General features: G+C 41.3%; 15 protein-coding genes. 4 read left to right on the forward strand and 11 right to left on the reverse strand.

Translation table 11 applies throughout. The features are described from left to right. Window positions 1–3 precede the first annotated feature (3 nt). Window positions 4–3,993 (forward strand): phage tail tape measure protein, encoded by a 3,990-nt coding sequence (locus ACYVGO_RS38400; protein WP_460974096.1) that lies wholly within the window; start codon window positions 4–6, stop codon window positions 3,991–3,993. Between the two features lie 263 nt (window positions 3,994–4,256). Here the strand turns inward: ACYVGO_RS38400 and ACYVGO_RS38405 are convergent, their stop codons facing one another. Both ACYVGO_RS38405 and ACYVGO_RS38410 read right to left on the reverse strand, forming a co-directional pair. Further along, window positions 4,257–6,104 carry a hypothetical protein gene (locus tag ACYVGO_RS38405; protein WP_460974097.1) on the reverse strand — a complete coding sequence of 616 codons (1,848 nt, stop codon included), beginning with the start codon at window positions 6,102–6,104 and terminating at the stop codon, window positions 4,257–4,259. Between the two features lie 409 nt (window positions 6,105–6,513). Then, entirely contained in the window at window positions 6,514–7,662 is a 1,149-nt protein-coding gene (locus ACYVGO_RS38410) for a hypothetical protein (protein WP_460974098.1), read from the reverse strand. Window positions 7,663–8,580: 918 nt separating this feature from the next. Here ACYVGO_RS38410 and ACYVGO_RS38415 point away from each other — a divergent pair. From ACYVGO_RS38415 to ACYVGO_RS38425, 3 genes are all read left to right on the forward strand, one after another. Then, the gene (locus ACYVGO_RS38415; protein ID WP_460974099.1) at window positions 8,581–9,414 is read left to right on the forward strand and encodes a hypothetical protein; all 834 of its coding nucleotides are present in this window, start codon (window positions 8,581–8,583) and stop codon (window positions 9,412–9,414) included. A 1,075-nt stretch (window positions 9,415–10,489) separates the two neighbouring features. Then, window positions 10,490–10,711, forward strand: a complete 222-nt coding sequence (locus ACYVGO_RS38420) for a Kazal-type serine protease inhibitor domain-containing protein (protein ID WP_460974100.1) — start codon at window positions 10,490–10,492, stop codon at window positions 10,709–10,711. Between the two features lie 218 nt (window positions 10,712–10,929). After that, entirely contained in the window at window positions 10,930–12,210 is a 1,281-nt protein-coding gene (locus ACYVGO_RS38425) for a DUF4249 domain-containing protein (protein ID WP_460974101.1), read from the forward strand. 877 nt (window positions 12,211–13,087) lie between these two features. On the opposite strand, the gene ACYVGO_RS38430 is transcribed toward ACYVGO_RS38425, so the two are convergent. The 9 genes from ACYVGO_RS38430 to ACYVGO_RS38470 all read right to left on the reverse strand — a co-directional run bounded on the left by ACYVGO_RS38430 (window position 13,088) and on the right by ACYVGO_RS38470 (window position 19,895). Further along, complete coding sequence (locus ACYVGO_RS38430) at window positions 13,088–13,495, reverse strand: hypothetical protein (RefSeq protein WP_460974102.1); 408 nt, start codon at window positions 13,493–13,495, stop codon at window positions 13,088–13,090. A 127-nt stretch (window positions 13,496–13,622) separates the two neighbouring features. Beyond that, window positions 13,623–14,288 carry a porin family protein gene (locus ACYVGO_RS38435; protein WP_460974103.1) on the reverse strand — a complete coding sequence of 222 codons (666 nt, stop codon included), beginning with the start codon at window positions 14,286–14,288 and terminating at the stop codon, window positions 13,623–13,625. Window positions 14,289–14,589: 301 nt separating this feature from the next. Continuing rightward, window positions 14,590–15,132 carry a hypothetical protein gene (locus ACYVGO_RS38440; RefSeq protein ID WP_460974104.1) on the reverse strand — a complete coding sequence of 181 codons (543 nt, stop codon included), beginning with the start codon at window positions 15,130–15,132 and terminating at the stop codon, window positions 14,590–14,592. 410 nt (window positions 15,133–15,542) lie between these two features. Further along, window positions 15,543–15,815: a hypothetical protein gene (locus tag ACYVGO_RS38445; protein ID WP_460974105.1), complete on the reverse strand. Its 273-nt coding sequence runs from the start codon at window positions 15,813–15,815 to the stop codon at window positions 15,543–15,545. A gap of 174 nt (window positions 15,816–15,989) precedes the next feature. Further along, window positions 15,990–16,265, reverse strand: coding sequence for a hypothetical protein (locus ACYVGO_RS38450; RefSeq protein ID WP_460974106.1), 276 nt, complete (start codon window positions 16,263–16,265; stop codon window positions 15,990–15,992). Between the two features lie 247 nt (window positions 16,266–16,512). After that, entirely contained in the window at window positions 16,513–17,490 is a 978-nt protein-coding gene (locus ACYVGO_RS38455; RefSeq protein ID WP_460974107.1) for a hypothetical protein, read from the reverse strand. Between the two features lie 6 nt (window positions 17,491–17,496). After that, window positions 17,497–18,042, reverse strand: coding sequence for a M15 family metallopeptidase (locus ACYVGO_RS38460; RefSeq protein WP_460974108.1), 546 nt, complete (start codon window positions 18,040–18,042; stop codon window positions 17,497–17,499). A 151-nt stretch (window positions 18,043–18,193) separates the two neighbouring features. Continuing rightward, entirely contained in the window at window positions 18,194–19,162 is a 969-nt protein-coding gene (locus ACYVGO_RS38465) for a hypothetical protein (protein ID WP_460974109.1), read from the reverse strand. A 322-nt stretch (window positions 19,163–19,484) separates the two neighbouring features. Then, window positions 19,485–19,895 (reverse strand): hypothetical protein, encoded by a 411-nt coding sequence (locus ACYVGO_RS38470; protein WP_460974110.1) that lies wholly within the window; start codon window positions 19,893–19,895, stop codon window positions 19,485–19,487. Window positions 19,896–19,978 lie beyond the last annotated feature (83 nt).

A 19,978-nucleotide genomic window follows, 5' to 3' on the forward strand; every position in this document is an offset into this window, starting at 1 on the left:
ATCATGACCGAGATCGAGAGTAAGTACAGTTTAGACTTGACAGAGTTTTTTGCCCAGATAGACCGCGTATCGGATACCCTGGGTAAAGTTGATGAGTTAATTGCCCGGCAGGCCAAAAAGAACCCACTGGCCGAAACAACGATAAAGCAGGGGCAATTCAATCAATCACTGGGCTTGCAGGTCCAAATTTACCAGCGGGTGGAAGCGGCTGCCTCTTCGTACCGCAAAGAGCAGGATCGCATTAAACAGGTCACGGCCGAGATCAAGAAAAAGCAGGAGGAACTAGCCGCGGCCAACACTTACGGAGAGCTTAAAAAGCAGATTAGCCAGGTGGAGGATGTGCTTCAGAAGAGCATCAACAAGCCGCTAAAAGAAGCCGATTCGTGGTGGGATAAACTGAAGGCTAAGTTTTCAAAAGGCCTTAAAATTCCCAAAGTAGACGTACCCACTCGGGATGAGAAAGGCCGTTTCTTGCCAGGTAGTGGTAGTGGATCATCCAAAGGCGACTTGTCTAAAGGTGGCACTCTAGGCAATGTGACTGATGCGGTAGTTGGTCAACTAGCAGATGCATCAGGACTTCAACTCTCGGGTGGTACATTGGCCGCAGCTGGGGCAGTTGCGGCCGTTACAGGTACCGTCATCAAGGGAACTAAAGAGTGGGCTGAATACGGCGAAAAGCTGTCGGAAGTATCGGCCTTGACTGGGGCAACCGGTAAAAGCTTACAGTTTCTCGACGATCAGGCCCAGAAGATCGAAAAAGATACTGGCATCGCCGGCACGACGGTACTCGAAGCCTTCAAAAATATCGCCGGTATCAAACCCGAATTACTAGAGAACAATGAAGCTTTGGCCCAAACAACGAAAGAGGTTATTATCCTTTCGCAGGCATCTAAACAGGGACTTGATGAAACGGCCAGAGCCTTACTGGGTAGTTTGTCTCAATTCGAGGAAGGCGCTGATCAGGCGGCCCGGTTCAGTAACGTACTGGCCGCGGGTGCTAAGCTGGGTAACTCCGAAATCAATGACACGGCAGAAGCACTGAAAAATTCGGGTACGGCCATGAAAGCCGCTGGCCTTTCCTTTGAACAGGGTAACGCGTTGCTTCAGATCCTGGCGGGCAAGATGATCAAAGGCAGCGAAGCCGGTACCGCCCTTCGCAATGTGCTGTTAAAACTCGAAACGGATTCGGACAAAAACCTACGACCGTCGATTGTTGGCTTAAACGTAGCCCTTGACAATGCCGCTGAGAAGTACAACACCACCTCCAAGCAAGCCAAGGTATTCGGTACCGAGAATATTGTAGCCGCTAAGCAGGTACTCGATGCCCGCAACGAGGTGGCTAAAATGACCGAAACGCTCACTGGTACTTCGGTAGCCTATGATCAGGCCAAAACCAACACCGATAACCTGGCCACAGATCTGCACAAAGCCGGTACGTCCATTGATGCGTTCTTTCGGAATCTGGGCCAAAGCAATGACGGATTCCTGCGGGGTATGGTGCAGCGGTTTACGGTTTTCGTTAATGAGATCGGGGCAAAGACATCGGTCTTTAAAACGTTTATCAGTAGTTATGTCAACAATGATCAAGATGGATTACTAGGCGCATTGATAACCGCTGGTAAGGATGCCAACCGGCAGCGTCAGGCTAACCTGGATGCGGCCCGCAAAGAAGCCCTGATGAGTGGGATTGCCAGGGCAGAAAAACAGAGTGTCGATGATGATTTGAAGATTATCACCGAGCTCAATAAAAAGCGGGGAGAGGTACAGTCGAAAGCCGAACGGGATGCGGCCGATACGGTGCAGAAACAACGGGAGGAGATTTATCAGCAGGCGGTCGCTGAGCATGCCCGGCTCAAGAAAGAGTTAGAGCGGGAAATCAAGGAAACGGGTAAAGACAGTGGTAAACTGAATGAAGCGTTTGCCAAATCCCGACAAACGTTATTCGGAGCCAGTACGGCCAAAAAGTTAGCCGATACCCAGGTAGCCAGGCTCAAAAAACAAGCCGATGATCAGGCAAAGAATCTGGCTCAGCTCCTCAGCGATGGCCCTGACAAAGAAAAAGAGAAAGCGGGTAAGAAGGCCCAGGCGATCGAAGATGAGAACAACCGGTTGCTACTGGCGGCCCGGGAGGAGTATGCCAAAGAAGCTCAGAAGCTAGAATCGGAGTATGGCAAAGAGCGGTTGCAGCAATTGCAGAAAGATGGCGCTGCCTATATCAATGCCCGGGCGGATCTGGATCAGCAGGAATTGAAACTTCAACGGGATGCGATCGAAAAGAAATTACAACTGGCCAAGTCCGATAAGACGGCCGTTGTCAATGGCAAGCGTCAGGTCGTGGCGGATACCAGTATCACCCTGGAGAATTCGGCTCCCATGATTGCCCAGATCTTTGCCGATCGCCAGAAGCAGATTGAGGATGAACGGTCTCGTCAGTTGGTCCTATCGCGCGTTCGCCAAGAGTATCAACTGCTGGAGCTGGCCAAGAAGTCGAATGAGACTGAGTTGCAGTTGTTCGATACCTTCTGGGACGAGAAGCTACTGATCGAGAAGAAGAACACCGAGCAGTATGATGAGCTGGTCAAGCAGCGGAATGAAGCGCGTAAGCTAATCGAGAACGTCTACAGTAAAGCCGATCTGGAAGCCTTTGATAACGCCTGGAAGGAAATTCTGGCGAATGAAGCCAAGAACAGCGCCGTCTATAATGCGATGGTGGCCAAGCGGAACCGGGACCGAAACGCCCTGGCTGTTGATCTGATTCTGAAGCAGACCAAAGATCAGGAGGGCATTGAAACGGCCTTTACCGATACAAATCGATTCGAAGCCAACCAACGCGCGGTAGACCCTACCTTGAATGCAGACGACATTACCACCTTACGGGAACAGGCTAAATTAGCCATCCGGATCAAGTACGGGGAAGAAACGATTAAACTCCTCAAAGAGCAGGGAGAAGCTGAGAACGCGTTACTTATCACCCAGACGCAGGCGGCTGTCGACGGACTAAAAAAGCAGCAAACTGAGCTCACCAATAATACGCCTAAGAGCCGGGATATTTATGAACTGCTGGGCATTACCAACGGCATGAATGATGAGCAGTTAAAAACCTTCCGGGATGGTATGGCTCAGATCGGTTCGGCTATCCAGTCAACAACGCAGCTAATCATCGAACAGAGTGATGAGAAGATACAGGCTTTGGAGGCCCAGATTCAGGCCAAACAGGAACAGGTTAGTATCGAAGAGGAGCGCGATAAGGAAGGGTATGCTAACAACCTACTCTTAAGGCAACAGGAGCTCAACGACCTCAAGCGACAAAAAGCCGAAGAGGAATCCATTAAGCGAAAAGCGTTGGCTGTTCAGCAAACCATTGATGCGGCAACCCAGATTTCCAACCAGGCGGTGGCCATTAGTGAAGGCATTCGCTTCCTGACGAGTTATGCCTCTCGTTCGGCTACCCTGGGCCCTATCGCTGGACCGATCGCTTACTTTGCTACGGTAGCGTCGATCCTGGCTTCGATCTATGCCATTACCAAACAGTTTAAGGCGATAACCTCAACTAAGCTCCGTGATGGGGGCAAGCTTCGGGGAGCCAAACACGAAAGCGGTGGTATTCAGGGAACCGGTGCATTTTCGGATATTGAAGTCGAAGGTGGTGAGCATGTGACTAATGCCCGCTCGTCGACGAAGTACGATAAGACCCTGAAGGCTTTGAATTCGGATGATGCGCATAAAGCAGTGGCGGCCCTGGTTCGGGAGGGTAAGATTGGTTTACCTGGCCTGGTGATTACTCACATTAAAAGCCCTGAGTTTACCTCGCACCGATCCGATCCAGAGTTAGTAAAAAGCGTCAAACAACTAATGGAAGTTATGCACAGTGTTAAAGAAAACACAACGCCTGCTAATGTGCAGTACATACCCTTGGGTAATGGTTGGATTCGTGAAATGGTTAAAAATGGTGGTGCACGAACTTACCGGGCTTATAATACAGATTCAAAGTAATAATAAAGCCCGGGTAGATGCTGGGGCTTATTTGTTGATAAAAACGGCCTGAGAGCAGGCGATGATGAAGAAGTTTGGGATTAAGGCGAGGTCTACGGTTTGGCGGATTTTGAGCAGGTAAAAAAAGGTGGATGATAATTAGCTCATTGTTTTAAAACGGCATAATAATTTGAGCTACCACTCTCTTATATCAAACTCTTGTATCAAATATAAGCCAACTCCTTTAAAGGAGTTGGCTTATAACAAAACCCTATAAAAGGTATCTATTGTTGACTGGAAACACTACTGCTATTTTTGAATAAGTCTGAAAGCTTGGCAAAGCTAAATCCAATGAAAAAATAAGTTGGAGATTGATTTGTCGGACTTATCATGTGTAGATTAACACCATATCCCAAAAATATTTTGTTTCTGAATAACCCAAGCTGAGCTCCAGTGCCTATCTCTACATCCTTCTCAATGCTAAAATCAAGATATGATATATTTATTCCAAGTGAGGGTTCAAGAAAATTAGAAAATTTATTCTTCCTTCTAATCCTTTGCTCACCTCGTTTGTTAGAGTCAATAGTAAGCCCTTTGTCTTCTTTATTATAAGTCCACATCAAGACTGCGCCACCTGAGCCTTTAAAGTTTGATGGAGAAATCGAAGTTGAAGTCAGGTTTGTATTTTGTTCATTTATTCGCTTAACCATTGAGAACATATCTGAAACCGACACCTGCCATCCAGTTTGCCTTAGGAAATATTTGCCGATTGATAATCGTGGAGAATTTGCAAGACTATCCTTTTTTGAGTCTAGAATCCAAGTAAGATAAATATTCATCACCTCCCCGTCCTTTGCACCACTTTTTCCCAAATCAATAGTTGCATATATTAGTTTTTTGTAAATAGATTTCCCGGCAACTTCTGAAATTTTTTCTGAAATATTTTGAAAATAAGTACTTATATAATCAAGGAACATAAATTTCTCTACAATTTTTTCATTGTATTTAATTCGAAGGCCTGCTGGTTCATTATATATATATGGATTTTGTTTCATCATATTTATTAGAATTTTTTCCAAAGCTGATCCTCTGAAGTTTGATAACTCACTGAATACTTTAGTTGAACTTACTATTAAGTTTGCATTGTATAATAGAGTGGAGTCTAAGCGAGGATCATCTGGTCTATAATTTGTGTTTATTTGAGATAATTTTTTTTGATTATTTACAAAGCTTGCTTTTAATGCTTTATAACTTACTAAGTCTTTATTTAGTAGTAAGAAAAAAGCTTTCGTAGCATCTTCGCCCGCATTTTCAAAAGATGCTAAATAATCTAAAATGAGGTTCGTTCTATCAATATTATATTCCAAAGCTGCATTTAAATCTCTAATATAACCACTACTAAAACTTTTGTAAATTGTGTTGAAATCACTTGTAATTTTGGTGACATAATCCTTAATTTCTTCGATTTTTATATTTGGATCAAAAAAGAAATTAACAGAAATGGGACGTTCCATGCTACTCCTAAAAGGCGAATTCCGTATTAATAGAGAAAGCTCGTAACCCTTATTTCTTATTTCTTTTTCTACCTTTTCTGCGTTGAATTCTTTCAGCCTTGTATCTACATTTTTTCTTAGATTTAAAGTAGCTATATCAAATTGTTGATAACCATTGAATTTATAATTTAAAGTATCAGCATCTCTAACTGACAAAAGCATATTTAATAATTTTTTTGCAATTTCAGAAGGTGGTTCTGATTTAATTCCTATTGGAATTCTTTGTACACCTATTTCAGAGTAGGGATTTACTTCTATTTTTCTTGTTCCGTTTGAACCTGAAATTTCAGCTTCTAAGGATACCACACCTTCAAATTCTTTATTTTGGCTTAAGCCAAGCCTTGAAAAGTCAATCCTTATTTCTCCATTTATATCAATGTAATGCACTTTTTGATTCGGTATTCCCTTTCTGTGTTCCCAGTTCCATAGTGTGTCCGACCTGTCACGAGTCAATACCTTTCTGTACTGAATTGTGACATACTGTCTTGGATCTATTTGATTAAGTGTATCTTGAGCTAAACTCGATAAGCAATGGAACATACTTAATATTATAGCAATAGTCTTAACGTGCTGCTTCATAAGGAGGTGGAGAATTTGAGAATGGAGTTAATAAATTATTCTCAAATTTTACTTGTAATACCTTCAATTCATACGGGAAAAATCCCCTTTTTTGCTTCATTTTGTTCTAAACCCTGAAATTAAAGCATAAAACTGTATTTACGTTGGTCTGTAAACTACTTATATTGTAAGCAGTTTGTAAGCCAACTACTCCCTCACGATGACCTCCAATTCGGGTGCCCTGTCCTTCGATGCGATCATAAACGATTCCCAGTTTATAAACCGCTTGGACCTAATGGAAAGAAGAATATTGGGGTTGTCCACTACCGCCGTTCGGGAGACTGGGAAGATTGACGATTCTTTTAAGCGATTGAGAAGCCTTGCGATTGGGCGTAAAGATTAGAAATTGTTATACTTAACTTAATTTGGTTTAAAATCCTAAAGGATAAAAGTTATTATACTTAAAAAAAAGTGCGTTTATTGGAGAATCATATATCGGAACTTCCTGTGAGTCTAAAGTTGTAAAAGTTAACAAAGCATGATAATGAAAATGATCCTTATAATTTATTAATGTTTTTATCTTAACAGAGTCAAGAGTTGCGCTCAAGTTAATTAGAAATGGGTCATTTCTTTTTATGACAAATACTTTTTCGTAATTGGGTGCGTTAAATAAAATAGTGTCGATTTTGTCTCTTGAAAAGATGTTAGTTTTGCGGGATTTAAGATATAAATAAAATAAATTGTTATCAGGTTTTATGACATAATTATTTTCAGAATTATTCTCAAATAGTATTTTAGAGGATATGATAAATTTATTTGCATTAACAGAGTCTATCTGAAAGTATTTTTTCTGATTTAAAAAAAATAATGAATTATTCTCTGAGTGTTTATCTGTAATATAATTGGAAAATAATCCTAGTAAAATTAAATAAATAAATGTGGCAATTGTAGAGACAGTTATTGGGAAAGTAAGGTTGGTATTTTTTGTGTAGCTTTTAATGAATTCATATGGAATAATAGCAAATAGAACAGACCTATATAATACGTAAATCAAAGCTATATTTGCAAAAATAACAAATATAGGATAGGGTAAAATATTTACAATTACTGCAATCAGGAAGAATGTAATACCCATTAACGCTAATGTGATATTTATCCAACTTACAAAGTTGTATACATAGTTTATTAAAAAAAAGGCAATATCTTTCTTTGATTCTTCTTCTATATATTTTGAATATTTGATAGGGAATTCAATACAAAAAATAGTTAAGAAAACAAATACCACCATTGATGGCAATAAGCCAGAGAATTGTATCTCATCAAATCTATTTAATATATTAATTGTCTTGAAGTTGGGATTTATGCGAAAAGCACTTGCAGTATTTGTTACGGCATTTAACCAAGAGCTAAAAGCTAATAAGAATGAAGAATATATTAATTTGGAATATAGTTCAATTCTATTCTGAGTTTCATAAGAAGCTAAAAACGCTTTTTGTCTAGTAGTCTTATTTAGCGTAGAAATGATAAAATCTAAGAAATTTGATAGTGAATTGACTATTTCATCGACTGCCTTTTCCATTTTTTTGTTAAAATTTTACGATATGCTTTATTTAAGTTTTATCTTTTAAATTTATAGGGCATTATTGCTTAGATTAAATCGCCGCCTGTATTGGCTAGTCTTTAAGTTGCCTATCAGTTCTCGACTGGTGGTCAAGGCTTGAAAAATCTTGCTCTAAATTACTGACTTAACTCTGTCGGTACTAACGGGAAAAATACCCTTTTTTGAATTGAAATAGCTTGTACTGATATAGATGCTACTTAATGGATAGATTTATCATTACCTCATCTACTCAACCAGCTTTGTACTATTACCCCTTTCTAGCTTTTGATTGCAGCAGCCCCTTCCAATAGAACAATTGCCGGAATCAAAACAGCTGCCACTTCGGGTTTTAAGAATACCCCACAAAGTATAATAGCTGCAAACTGAAGATGCCAGACTCCTAAAGATCAAGTCCATGAAACCACAACAACAATTGAGCTTCTTGGCTAGTCCTTGGAAGTTCGAGATTGGTACTTTCAGCCCAACCAGGGGCATCCGAGTGAATGGATAGCTTGTATTTACCCTCCTCATTGATAACCAATATAATATACAAACTATCGCCATTCTCGAAGGGCTTAACGTATTCAGTGATTGTAGGGTTGTTGTAGCTCAATAGGAATCCGTTTGACAAAAGCCACTTCTGAAACCATTCCGAGTTATCCATCTTTACTTAGTTTTAAGTAAGGTCCATGAGTAAAGGTAAGCCCTAATTCCAACGGGATGTTGGGTAATTGTGTCTATCTAATGAGTCAGTATAGGCTATTGGCTTCTTGGGAACAAAAACAGCAACAACGCGACTGGCAAATGATAAATTTTAATTAGAAGAGACTTACCATGTCAACTCATCGCCTATATAGCTGAAGAAGTATCATGGCCTACCCTAGTCAGGATTAATTTATGCAACGCACGCTTTCTACTTTTTGCACTTATCTGACTCTGTTGGTTCTGCTAGTCAGTTGCCAGGATGACCAAGTAGCCAGGCAACCTCGGTATCGCCTGAAAGCCGTTCAGAATTTTTTTGATGTGTCGAACTCTACTGTAGCAGATACGACCATTGAAAGATACACTTATGACCAACAAGGTAAACTTTCTACCTACAGCTTTCTAAGCCCAGTGAGTCCAAAAAGAACGACCACTTTGTTCTATGACTCACAAGATAGGCTAGTTAAAAAGGAGACGACCATCGCTTATGACAGCCAAGCAATAGCAAGCCCTTATTATTCAGCCTCGACACATTTGGAAAAAATGACGTATAGCTATGATAGTACGGGCAATAGGATTGTAGCCAAAAAATATAGTTCGATGAATGCATCGCCTACCTATTTCACCCTCGATGAGGAAAACACGTTTGCCTATACGGGATCAGCTAAACTGCCTACTAAAATCACCACTAAAATTAATACAGGTTGGCAGTTTGATCCCACCTATCACTTTAGCCAGGAATTTACCTTTACCGATGGGAACATTACGACGATAAAATATACGAATATGCCTACTCGATTAAATCAATACAAATTATCGACAAGCTTGCAAAACTTTCAATATGATACCAAACCCAACCCCTATTTTGGAATCGATCAAACTACTTCTGATAGAGCCTTATTCACTTACAGTAAAAACAACCCAATACTAAGCGACGTAACCTACACCTATGATCAAAGAGGTTTATTAATAAGTTCAAATGAAGCGAATGGCTTACACATCCGAAATTACGAGTACGAATCCTATTGAAAAAACTGAGTAGGTCCCGACTTCATGGATTATTGGGTAACCTGAATTTGAGTTCAATACATTGGCAGATGTACTGCGAATACGTCACTTTGGACTTTTCCATAACTCAACTAATCCCCTAATAGTACTAACCCCACCCACCGACAGTAAGGCGGGGACGCGGTAGCTATCAGGTAGCTTATCAAAGTGATAGAGGAGTGCAGAGAGTATAACAAGCCACTTCCAGTGCTTAGTGAAAATCTCGGAAAACTAGTTTAGGTTGTCCAGCCACGTTGGAGGGGTAGGTTATCCGCCACTCTGAATGATTAGCTTAGCCGACAGGGTGTAGTTTGTCCGTGTTCAGAGTTGCTGAAAATAACTTCTTACGTTATGATCCACAATTTTTCCATAAAAAAAGCTCCCACTTCTGGGAGCTTACCGCTTCGAGACGAGCTCACTTAGCGAGTCCGCATCCGGTAGATTGTCCGACCCCGTAGCCCCACTAAAGGGCCACCTACTTCAATGATGCGGGGCCGAGCCGGGCGGTTAATGTGCAAGAAATTCGTTTTCATGTTCTTTGTTGTTCGTGAATGATGGCACAAAGATGAGGGGTAAGCGGCTCGGCAAACAACTGAAAACTGGCCAAGCGTTGAATTCAGGGGATAAACCACCAAAAAAAGGCGATAATTGGTAAGTAAATAGAATTGACTTATTCTAAGGAATAACGCCGTAAAATATTATCTTTTTATACTAAAAAGCTAATACAGGACTTTTTTAAGAGGCCAAAAAGAAAGCCAGACGACAGAAAAAGTCACCTGGCTTTTGGTTTCACTCTGTGTATAGTTCTAGACCCGCGTTTCAAGTGAGTGTAGGCTACTTCGAGCGAAATACATAGACTAAACTAAGGCCAGCAGGAATTGTTTAAGGAATAGGCTGATTTTTTCGAATTTTGAAACAATAGCGTGTAATTTTTCAAAATTCGTTTTTGATGCCGATTGGTAGGAAAGAGGACTGACAGATTAGCGAAGTTACTGTTCATACAACAGGCAATTCAACCGTTTTGCTACTTTAGGGGTCCTACTCAAAAATCATTTGTATGCGCCCACTATTAGTCTTTCTACTGTTGGTTGCTTTGTTGAGTTGTAACAACGGAGTAAACCCAGATTTAACGTGCCTTGAAAAGCCAAGAGATTCGTCGGGTTGCTATACCAATTATGACCCTGTTTGCGGCTGTAATGGAAAGACCTATAGCAATGCCTGTGAAGCTAAAGCATATAGTATTGACTCGTTCACGGCAGGAGCGTGCAGGAAGCAGTGAGCCATGTCTAATCATAAGTGTAGTGGCTGTTGCAAAAGTCCGCCAGGGGTTTAACCGCTCCATTCCAAAGGCTATTAAAGAACTAAAAAGGGCTCATATTCGGAGGATTAATTGCTTCAACATTTAGAATATTAACTTTTGCCCTAGAAAAGCCTAGGCAGGTAAATCCCCCTTTGCCAGGCCTTTCTCTTGTCTAGCCAAGGATTAATCCATACCTCATGCGTTCCTATACCTTGCAAGCACTTCATAGCTGTATACTGTGTCTGCTCTTGCTGGCCTGCGTGGACCCCGAAGTTCTCGTTCTACACGGTACAGTGGACATTATCGTCGTCGATGGCACAGTGACCAATCTGGCCGAGCCTCAGTTTATTCGGCTCAACTACGCCCGAGCCGACCGGCTGACAGGGCGTTTTGGCAACCTGCCCATTACCAAAGCGAGCGTTGAGGTCCTGGAGGACTCCGCACGAGTGATCGCTTGCCATGAAACCACGAATGGACTCTACCAACTTCCGGCCGACTTTAAAGGCCAGGTGGGCCATGCCTACCAGTTACGATTCACCCTCACCGATGGGACCCAGTATGTCTCCACTCAACAGGTGATGCCCGCTACAGCTCCCATTACTAAGATTCGGGCTCAATTCAACCTGAAAAGTCTGTCCCCCGCCGTGAAAGGCTACTATACCTCGGGCCATGATATATTCATCGAGTTGCAAGATCCCATCGAGCAGCGCAACTACTACCGTTGGGATTTGGTCGACTATGAACCCCAATATTGGTGTCGTTCCTGCGAGCAGGGCTTTTACAACATCTACAATGTCATCTTAGTCAATCATGACGTATACCGCTCCGGCCCAGAGCTCTACGAAGCGTGTTACTACCCGCCCTACGTTTATATTGGGGATTTCGTTTACGGCCGCACGTTTGATTACCGGTGCCGAACCCAATGCTGGGAGATATTGCCCAGCTACGCGGTGACCCTCTTTGATGACCAGTACAGCAACGGGGGCCTCATCCCCAACTTCAAGGTAGCCGGTGTTCCCTTTTATCAGCATGGGCCTTGTCTGGTACAGGTACGCCAGTCCTCGCTGACGGTTGATGCTTACCGCTATTATAAGCTGTTTCAGGATCAAACCCAGAATACCGGCGGCCTGGCCGACACGCCCCCCACGGCTCCGGTGGGTAATGTGCACAATGTGGCTACTCCTAAACAAGTTGTAGTGGGTTATTTTACAGCTACGGGGGTGTATACGAAGCCCATTTACATTGATCGTCAGGACTATCAGGGCGTGCCTTTGGGCCTGGATCTGGCCAATGGCTATTCGAAATTTATAGGTGGTGAACTCTTCTATGCCCTGAATGGCCGTGAGGTAACTCCCGAGCCTGCCCCTGGCCCGAATACGCGCCCCCTATTCATCGACGGGACGTACCGTCCGCCCACGGCCTTGTGTGCGCCCCTGGACCAACGAACCCCCTTCAAGCCTGAAGGCTGGCCCAATTAAACGTCGATACTAACTAGAAATAGGGCTACCTTTTCCTAAAGCAGTTTACTGTCCATTTTGGAGTCTTTGTATAACTAATGTGGCTACGGTCCGCCGCACGGTTGCCAAAATCTGAATGGGGTTAGGAAGCCAAGTTTACCCGTCGGTCAGCGCTCATCCAATGACTAAAAATCAGCTAGTTGCAAAACTAAACTAATAGAAGCAGGCTAGAAAATGCTGGCTCAATCGGTTTGTTACAGGTTCTCTAAGTGTGCCATTGCCTTTAGAACTAGCTCCCTATGCTTTTTAGTAAGCATCCATTTAGGCAAGCGGCTTGCTAAGCTTTGATTACGCCTGGCTAATCCGTTACGCTCTCGGAGTTGAGCTCCTATATGGTCACGTAGAAACCTGAGATGCTCATAGTTATAAGCCCACAGTTGGTTATCTCCACATTGCACTGTTAACCATAGTGGTAAGGCAAAGAAGGGGTCTGCTGCTATTCCCAGCGTATAGGGAGACGTTTGTTTTTCTTTCGTAAGGCAACAATGAGAGCAGCTAAGCCTAACGACTCCAGCTGTCATCTGCGAAACTTCGACAATGGCCCGTTTATGACAAATTGGACAAATCACGTAGCTTACGTTAATAAAGTCACCCAGAAACGTGTCATATCCGCTCTTACTTCGAGAGGGCATAAATCTGTTGTGTAAGTGCTGTGAAAAGTCTGAATATGTATAAATAACCAGGTGTCTACTCCATAACAACCCCTAACGGGGTAGTATCATCGGAGCCAATTTTAGGCAGGGTCGACTTTTGCAACAGCCACTCTCGTTATATAAATAAATTATAACCAGTTATATTAGGACTAAAGCCCTCAATGACTCTAAAATATATCCTTCTATTAGTCTGTAAAACTGACCGTTTTCACTCGAATCTGTGAGACATTAATCTGGGTAGTTATAGGAAGATTACAACTTGGTTTTGGTATAATATCTTCCACATAGAAATCGAAAACATAGTGTTTGCTTGAGTCTAAGCCACTTACTACCGGGCTGTATGTCTTAACCACATGCGCGTAATATTTTCCATTCACTGTGGCCTCGCTCCCGTAGTAATTACCCGTCGTTTTGCCGCTAAAAGTTGGCCCTAAGTCGATAAGCCAGGCGTTCAAACTAGTATCAGTACTACATACTTCGCGGCCAATAATGGTAGCCTTAGCAATTTCAAAGTCAATCTTCAATGGGTACCTCCCCTCACAGGCAGAGTTAGCTATCCAGACGAGGAGCAGAAAGAAAGTTACCTTGTTCATAGAACCGTTTTTAATAGGACTCCATAGAAGAAGACAGGGTTGTAAAACTGTTAAATAAGTGCCTATAAGTTAACCCATCTTAAATGCAGCGACAAAAGACTATCAGTCAACGAGCGGTTTAACCTCACTAGGAAGATTTCCGACTAAGCCAAAAACCAATCGATAAACCTACCGGGCGATGATAAGATTTGGTCAGAGCGCTGCCTAAATTAGCTAGGCCATAGCCATAAGTAATGCCCAATAACAATCGATGCCATTCTAGACCCGCAGTACCATTTAGGCCATAACCAAACCTTCTAAAAGTGTTACTGCCTATACTCCCTGATCCAAACATTACTTCATGTTCGTTTAAGGGCGAAAAGCTGGAGCTGATTCGACCACCTAGGCCCACGCCTAGATAAGGTCCTGCTCCCCCATAAAGGCGCAATGATGAACTGACTTCAAAGCGAAATATGGCCAGTACGGGTAACTCGACATAAAGTAGTTTAATCGAGTTAGTTATGGGCGTTGCAATCGGGTTTCGACTACTATCAATGGCGAAGGTGTTAATGGTAGTGCCTTTGGTACTAATCGATAAGGCTGGCTGAAGGGATAAACTACGAGTGATGGGCACATCCACCAAAAGCCCCCCTTGAAAATCGATTCGTGCTTGCTGAGTTGCGTTTAGAGTGGGGTTGTCAAATTTAAGGGTAGCTAAGTTGAGGCCCGCTTTAGCTCCCAGTTGAACTTGAGCGTGCAGGAATTGACTATTCAATAAGCCACCAATCGCAAGCAGGCAAAGTTTTAGTGTCATCTGGAATAAGAAGTTTACTATTGGTAGTTACAATCTAACTTTAGCTCTTGGCTTGTTTTATTATCTGCAATTATGAGTACCAAAAGCCTACAACCGACCGCAACGGCGGACCGCTCAGGCGGCCCTGCGTAAAATATAACCCAAGTGGCGGATTTTCGGACCCGATCCGGCCGGTATGGGTTTCAAACGACAAAATGCGCTTACTCCACGTACTGCCATTTGAAACCAGCTTGAGAAAGAGGGCGGAAGGAGGTATGGCTACGGAGATAGGGAATTACGACTAAAAAACTGTAATCAATCATTATTCAACATCGGTACTATTTATAAGCGTAATAATATCTGCTTTTAAATTAAGTATAATAATATATAATGGATAGGATGCTAAAATAGGGAGCATGCCTAGTACAACTGCTATGTGTTCCAGGGGAGGATTTGTGTTGAGGCATCTGATAGACCCCCAAATTACAGATATACCTAAAAAGATACAGGTAGGTATTGTTGCCGAAAAAAAATCATATTGATATTTAGTTGCTTCGTAGCGTTTAATTATAGATTCATTTCCGGTTTTTGCAATTTTAATATAATTTATTACTTCTATATTTTTTGATTCTTTTGAAATTGGGAACAAGAATGTCTCATTTAGATAGATAATAACACCTCCAATTACATAGGAGAATATTAAAGTGGGTATCGTGACGATTGCCCCCCAGGTTTTAGTCGCAGATAATTCTTCGACAAATGGGTAAATATTATAAAATCCGCATGTAAAGAGAAAGATCGAAACAAGCCATAGCGAGCCTATAGCAACTTTTGATGTAAAAATATCTAAGCTAAATTTTTCCATTTATAAGTTCTAGTTACTATGACATAGACTAATAAGTACTTAATTAATAGGAGTTTAATAGTTTAAAAAGTGGCAATAACTGTTTGTTTCTCTTCATTTCCTACGGGAAAAACACCCTTTTTTAGCGAAAATAACCCGTAAGATTATGGACGTTACTCGGCAACTAACCGTGGCAGAACCTTTACTACTCACCCGGCTTTGTACTTCCCCTCCTGAGTTCCTTAATCGTCTAAGCTGCATCTAGGAGTGCAATGGTCGAGAATAGCGACTGGAACACTTCGAGGTTCAATAAGAAAGTAGATAGTGTGATTGTAGTTAACGGAAGATACCAGCAAATTTATGAGAATAGGAAGGAGATAGGAGGATTTTCACCAATACTAAGCTACTTGATAGGTCCTAAGTTGAAATTTTCACGGCTTCAAAATTTCAGCTATTTTTTCCTCGCTCAATTTTGATTTTCCAATTTGATCAATCATTTGCTTGCTCAAAATTTTTCCAGTTCCTGAGTTTTTGATTAAAATATAAGTAATATCAGAAGAAGCCCCTCCTTTCTTTGGGTTACTATTAATTCCGAGTTGATTGCACAAGTAAATCGATCCTTCCCCAATTTTGTCACTAGGGCCTATGTCGGCTGTAAATGCGAAACAGCGTTTATTGTTTTTCTTATTTATTACTAAAGCCACATCACCAAGCTTAAAATCCTTTGCAAAATTTGGAGGTAATACTATGAATGGAATGCTTTCAGAATCTACATATCTGTTTGGATCAGCATATTTTTTTGAATCATCTTCTAATGCTGTTTTTGAAATGTAATAACCTGGGGCAGGGTCAGTTTTTGTTTGAATAAGTGGAGTGCCCTATTTTTTTTGATTGTCAGTTGCCAGAGCCCACCAATTCCCCACTTTTCCAGCATTAGCTAAATAATCTAATGCTTTACTATTGTCTTTATTATAAGCCCTTGGGGACCCATCTGCATCGACAGCTAGACCTGCGATAAATAGATAGATCTTTTCATTTGGTATATTATATATTGTTGTTCCCCCTATTTTCTTGTAAACAATTTTAGTCGGAGAATCAAATGCCGTTAAAAACAATAGAGGGAAGAGTAGTAATATTAAAATGTTCTTTTTCATATATCTTTGTAGGTAGCTGAATAGGCGTTGACATTCTAGTTTTTAACTCAGAGGCTATTATAGTGCTTACTGCTCTTATTGAAATTATGAGTAATGTAGCAAGTAATCACATATTTGGTAAGTTAAAGTAACCACAAAAAACTGCAAAAAAATATACTCTTATTAAATGGAGATACATGGAATTGAAGATGTAGTTACCACAGGTAGTAGGGTAAAGGAGTGAAGAATGCATGTTCAATACTTTTTTTCAGTCTTTAGGAGCAGATGTTGGTACGGTCTGTTTAATATTTTGAGAGCTTGTTACCTTACTATCTACTGCAAAGATGGAAAATCCAAAACCTACCGAGAGCCATGGTTTTCTGTCATAAATCCAGTCATATTTAGATTTTGTAGACTTATTTAATAAATCCCACCCTAAAAATGCCCCAATCTGCGCTTTACCAAATTCTAAAACTGCGCCAAGCGACGGAGAAAAAACGGCAATATTTGTGAGCGGTTGACCACTAATTCTGCCCCCTGTACTAAAACTATCCAGTGAAACCGTTGATAGCGATAGCCCCAGCATTACATTAAGATAATTAGAACTATACTTAGAAATTCGCATTTTACCCCCTGCCGTTGTACCTAAAGATAAATTACCCTGAAAATCAAAATTTGGCCCTAATCGTAATTTCATTGGCATTGTTACTAGCCCTAGAGTAAAGGTCGCAGAGTTAAACCAAGTAGCAAATACTTTTACGCAATTTGAATCCAAATCACTTTTTGCGATAAGGAAAAATCTGCCGATCTTAAAATCTCCAGTTGTAATCTGTCGGTTTCTAATGGAATCATTGACATTTGTGTTACTGGTTGACAACTTAAGAGGATCATTAAGATTTATTCTATAAACTTGGACTATCTGTTCAGGAGTGGCCGAAGTAGAAAGGCCAGCTAATGATGAGTTATTTCCAGGGGGTGTAGTAGAATCTGATGGAGTGGACCAAGTTAAAAAGCGTACTACATATTCATCTTTTAACGCTCTTATTACAGCAAACCGAGCTTTAAATGGAGCTCGTTCATAATAACTATTTTTATAAACCCTATTGCCTTTAACATCACAGGGAACAATGGCTATATTACTTCGTGTTTCATAAATCCTAGTCTTTTCTGCCTCTTGTGCATTTGAAAATATCGTAGAGAAAAGTAACAAGCAGATACAGATAGCGACACTTGATTGCGTATTCATAAGAGTTTAAAGTGCTCCACTAAATCTTTCTTGCATCACTTTACTAATATCCGATAGTGAAAGGATCACAGAAGGGTTCGCCGTTTTCCTCAGTTGAACATGTGGACTATCTTTAAATTTAGGCCAGAAAAAGCCAGCCTCAATGCCTATTTTTTTTGCTTCCTGCGCGTAGACTTTAAAGCCATTCAGACCATTGACTAATTTAGTCAACGACCATTCAGCTTCTCCTTTTACTATCCATAAACAGTCAAGTGCTTCACCCCACTGGTGCCATGAAACGCCAGGAATTACATCTGTTACATGTTTTCCGTGCTGCGGTCCAACCTTTTCTAAGCAGTCGGCTAAAAAGGGGGCCTCCTTAACTCTAAGCTCCTTGATTTTTTTATTAATTTCTTCAATTGACCTTGACTGTCTCCAATAAATAGCTTGTTTAAGCGGGCCTCTAAGTGCTTCATTGGGACGCATCTCTATTCCCTGTTTTAGACAGTTTTCAAGTAACTGCTCAACTTTTACTTTAAATTCAGGAACGAGCGTATTTAAGTCAGCTGCCATAAACTTAGTTTTGTAGTGTGGTACGAATGTGCCGTTTTAGCGTCATTTGAACAATGGGAAAAACACCCTTTTTTTTGTCGGATTGTCGGTAGCATAGTTACGCAAGCGGGGGTGAAACATGTAGCTACATTTAGTTGTGGCGCTTTATATATCATGCTTTGCCTTTTGCCCATTCATAGCCTAGTACAAAATCAATTTGTTTGACCCACCGCTTGATTTGCTCAAAATGCTTTTCCAGGGTCTCTTTCTTAACACCCTCCCCTGTATGGGCTACGCTATTACGTTTCGTGGTTATCTTCATTAAGTTATCCAGGTCATCACTATCTAGTATAGGCGCTATTTCTTTATTGATATATTCGCTGTATAGCTTATTTAAATTAGGAGAAGCCATATTGTTGATAAGCCAAGCTGCATCAGGCTTTTTTTGCCTGATTAGTCCTTTTGTGGCGACTTCAAGCGTGGTATACAGCATCAAATAGGCGCTCCTATTATATTGTCCCTGACGCAACCTGTCAACTTCAAAAAGTAATTCATGGTGAAGGGGAACGGCCCCAAATTCATCTTGTAGACTATAAAAATCGACAAAATCCTCAGCAGCAATGTGTACCTTATGGTCAGTAGTCAAGTAGTAATGTTGAAAATTACTAAATCTATGGGTTACATCTACGGGGTCGTCACTAGACATGCCGTCCGTATCCCATCGCCAGTCAATTTTGATTTTCTCAAATTGGCTATACTGAATATCCAGGTCTTTTCGCCATCCAATGTATTTTATTAGATCTATTACAAGAACCCCAAAAGCTTTGTAAATAACCATTATCTTATCAGCACCCAGTGGTCCAGCGCCATCCCGCAGTTCCATAAAGCCTTTATAGGCTTTGTTATCTTTTCGAATACTGCCAATAAACTTACCTACAATTTTGAGGTTGTCATTCCCCCGTTTGGCAGTATCTATAAAGCTAATAGTCAGAGATTTGATGTCCTTTAAGGCCTCTATTTGAAGATAGGATACATCTAATGAAAAGGTATCAAATTTAAAATCAGCTACAAATGGGCTGATGACTTCAGCGGTAAAGGTCAAGCTTACCTCTAGTCTCTCTACTTCTTTTTTGGCCTTCATATATAAATAAGGTATTTAAGTCACTATGTAGACATTTACATTTAATGACCAATTTGAGGGCTAGTAATTTAGATACAATCTCGGAGGTTGAAAAATGGCTTTAGCATGGCTGAACTAACTAATCAGTATGCACTTAAGTAAAGTTGTCGAAAAATGGCGTAAGAGCGCTTCCACAGGCTTAAATTGGCTTTGTTACTCAACCTACTGCCATTTGAAACCGGCGTGGGAGGTTTTGAGCTTTTAGTGATACATTGAAAATGCCACACCCGGCCAATTCAAATTAAATGGCCGGGTGTTTTTATAGTTGCAGAAAGAACTTCACTTACCATTTTGAGCCTAAGCGTTCGACATGGTTCTTGAGTTGAACCAGCATGTAAGTGACAACTTCACTCAGCAGTATTAGCCAAAGTTCACCGCCCAGGTGTACAGGCCCGTTAGGATGCAGGAGGTAGTTTGTGCCAACAGCTACAGCCGCAGAAGCGACCAGCAACAATTTCAGCGTCAATAAATGGTTATGTTTTCGCCGGACAAAGCTTTTCAGGCCGAACAGCTCATCGAAGCATTCACAGACTACCAGAACATTCAGAAGAAAGAAAAGCGTTAGTAGCAGCGCAAATGAGAGCAAACAGACATGAAACAAGCTGATGGTCAGTACGGAAATAGTGGCAAATTCGGTTGTGTATATAGCAATGATGGCTAGTACCAGCGCATTGCGAAAGTTACTATTTTGCATGGCAGATCTAAATTGATGAGTTAAAATAGCATCATTTCGGTCCGGACGATTTGACCCTGCAAAGGTCAGTGAGAGCTGAAAAT

This window comes from Spirosoma migulaei (assembly GCF_054776855.1).

Bases quoted from the DNA above. Each gene is read 5' to 3' on its own strand.
- ACYVGO_RS38405 (WP_460974097.1), bottom strand. From the start codon at position 6,104: ATGAAGCAGCACGTTAAGACTATTGCTATAATATTAAGTATGTTCCAT.
- ACYVGO_RS38450 (WP_460974106.1), bottom strand. From the start codon at position 16,265: ATGAAAAAGAACATTTTAATATTACTACTCTTCCCTCTATTGTTTTTA.
- ACYVGO_RS38435 (WP_460974103.1), bottom strand. From the start codon at position 14,288: ATGACACTAAAACTTTGCCTGCTTGCGATTGGTGGCTTATTGAATAGT.
- ACYVGO_RS38400 (WP_460974096.1), top strand. From the start codon at position 4: ATGACCGAGATCGAGAGTAAGTACAGTTTAGACTTGACAGAGTTTTTT.
- ACYVGO_RS38465 (WP_460974109.1), bottom strand. From the start codon at position 19,162: ATGAAGGCCAAAAAAGAAGTAGAGAGACTAGAGGTAAGCTTGACCTTT.
- ACYVGO_RS38470 (WP_460974110.1), bottom strand. From the start codon at position 19,895: ATGCAAAATAGTAACTTTCGCAATGCGCTGGTACTAGCCATCATTGCT.
- ACYVGO_RS38415 (WP_460974099.1), top strand. From the start codon at position 8,581: ATGCAACGCACGCTTTCTACTTTTTGCACTTATCTGACTCTGTTGGTT.
- ACYVGO_RS38430 (WP_460974102.1), bottom strand. From the start codon at position 13,495: ATGAACAAGGTAACTTTCTTTCTGCTCCTCGTCTGGATAGCTAACTCT.
- ACYVGO_RS38420 (WP_460974100.1), top strand. From the start codon at position 10,490: ATGCGCCCACTATTAGTCTTTCTACTGTTGGTTGCTTTGTTGAGTTGT.
- ACYVGO_RS38410 (WP_460974098.1), bottom strand. From the start codon at position 7,662: ATGGAAAAGGCAGTCGATGAAATAGTCAATTCACTATCAAATTTCTTA.
- ACYVGO_RS38440 (WP_460974104.1), bottom strand. From the start codon at position 15,132: ATGGAAAAATTTAGCTTAGATATTTTTACATCAAAAGTTGCTATAGGC.
- ACYVGO_RS38425 (WP_460974101.1), top strand. From the start codon at position 10,930: ATGCGTTCCTATACCTTGCAAGCACTTCATAGCTGTATACTGTGTCTG.
- ACYVGO_RS38455 (WP_460974107.1), bottom strand. From the start codon at position 17,490: ATGAATACGCAATCAAGTGTCGCTATCTGTATCTGCTTGTTACTTTTC.
- ACYVGO_RS38460 (WP_460974108.1), bottom strand. From the start codon at position 18,042: ATGGCAGCTGACTTAAATACGCTCGTTCCTGAATTTAAAGTAAAAGTT.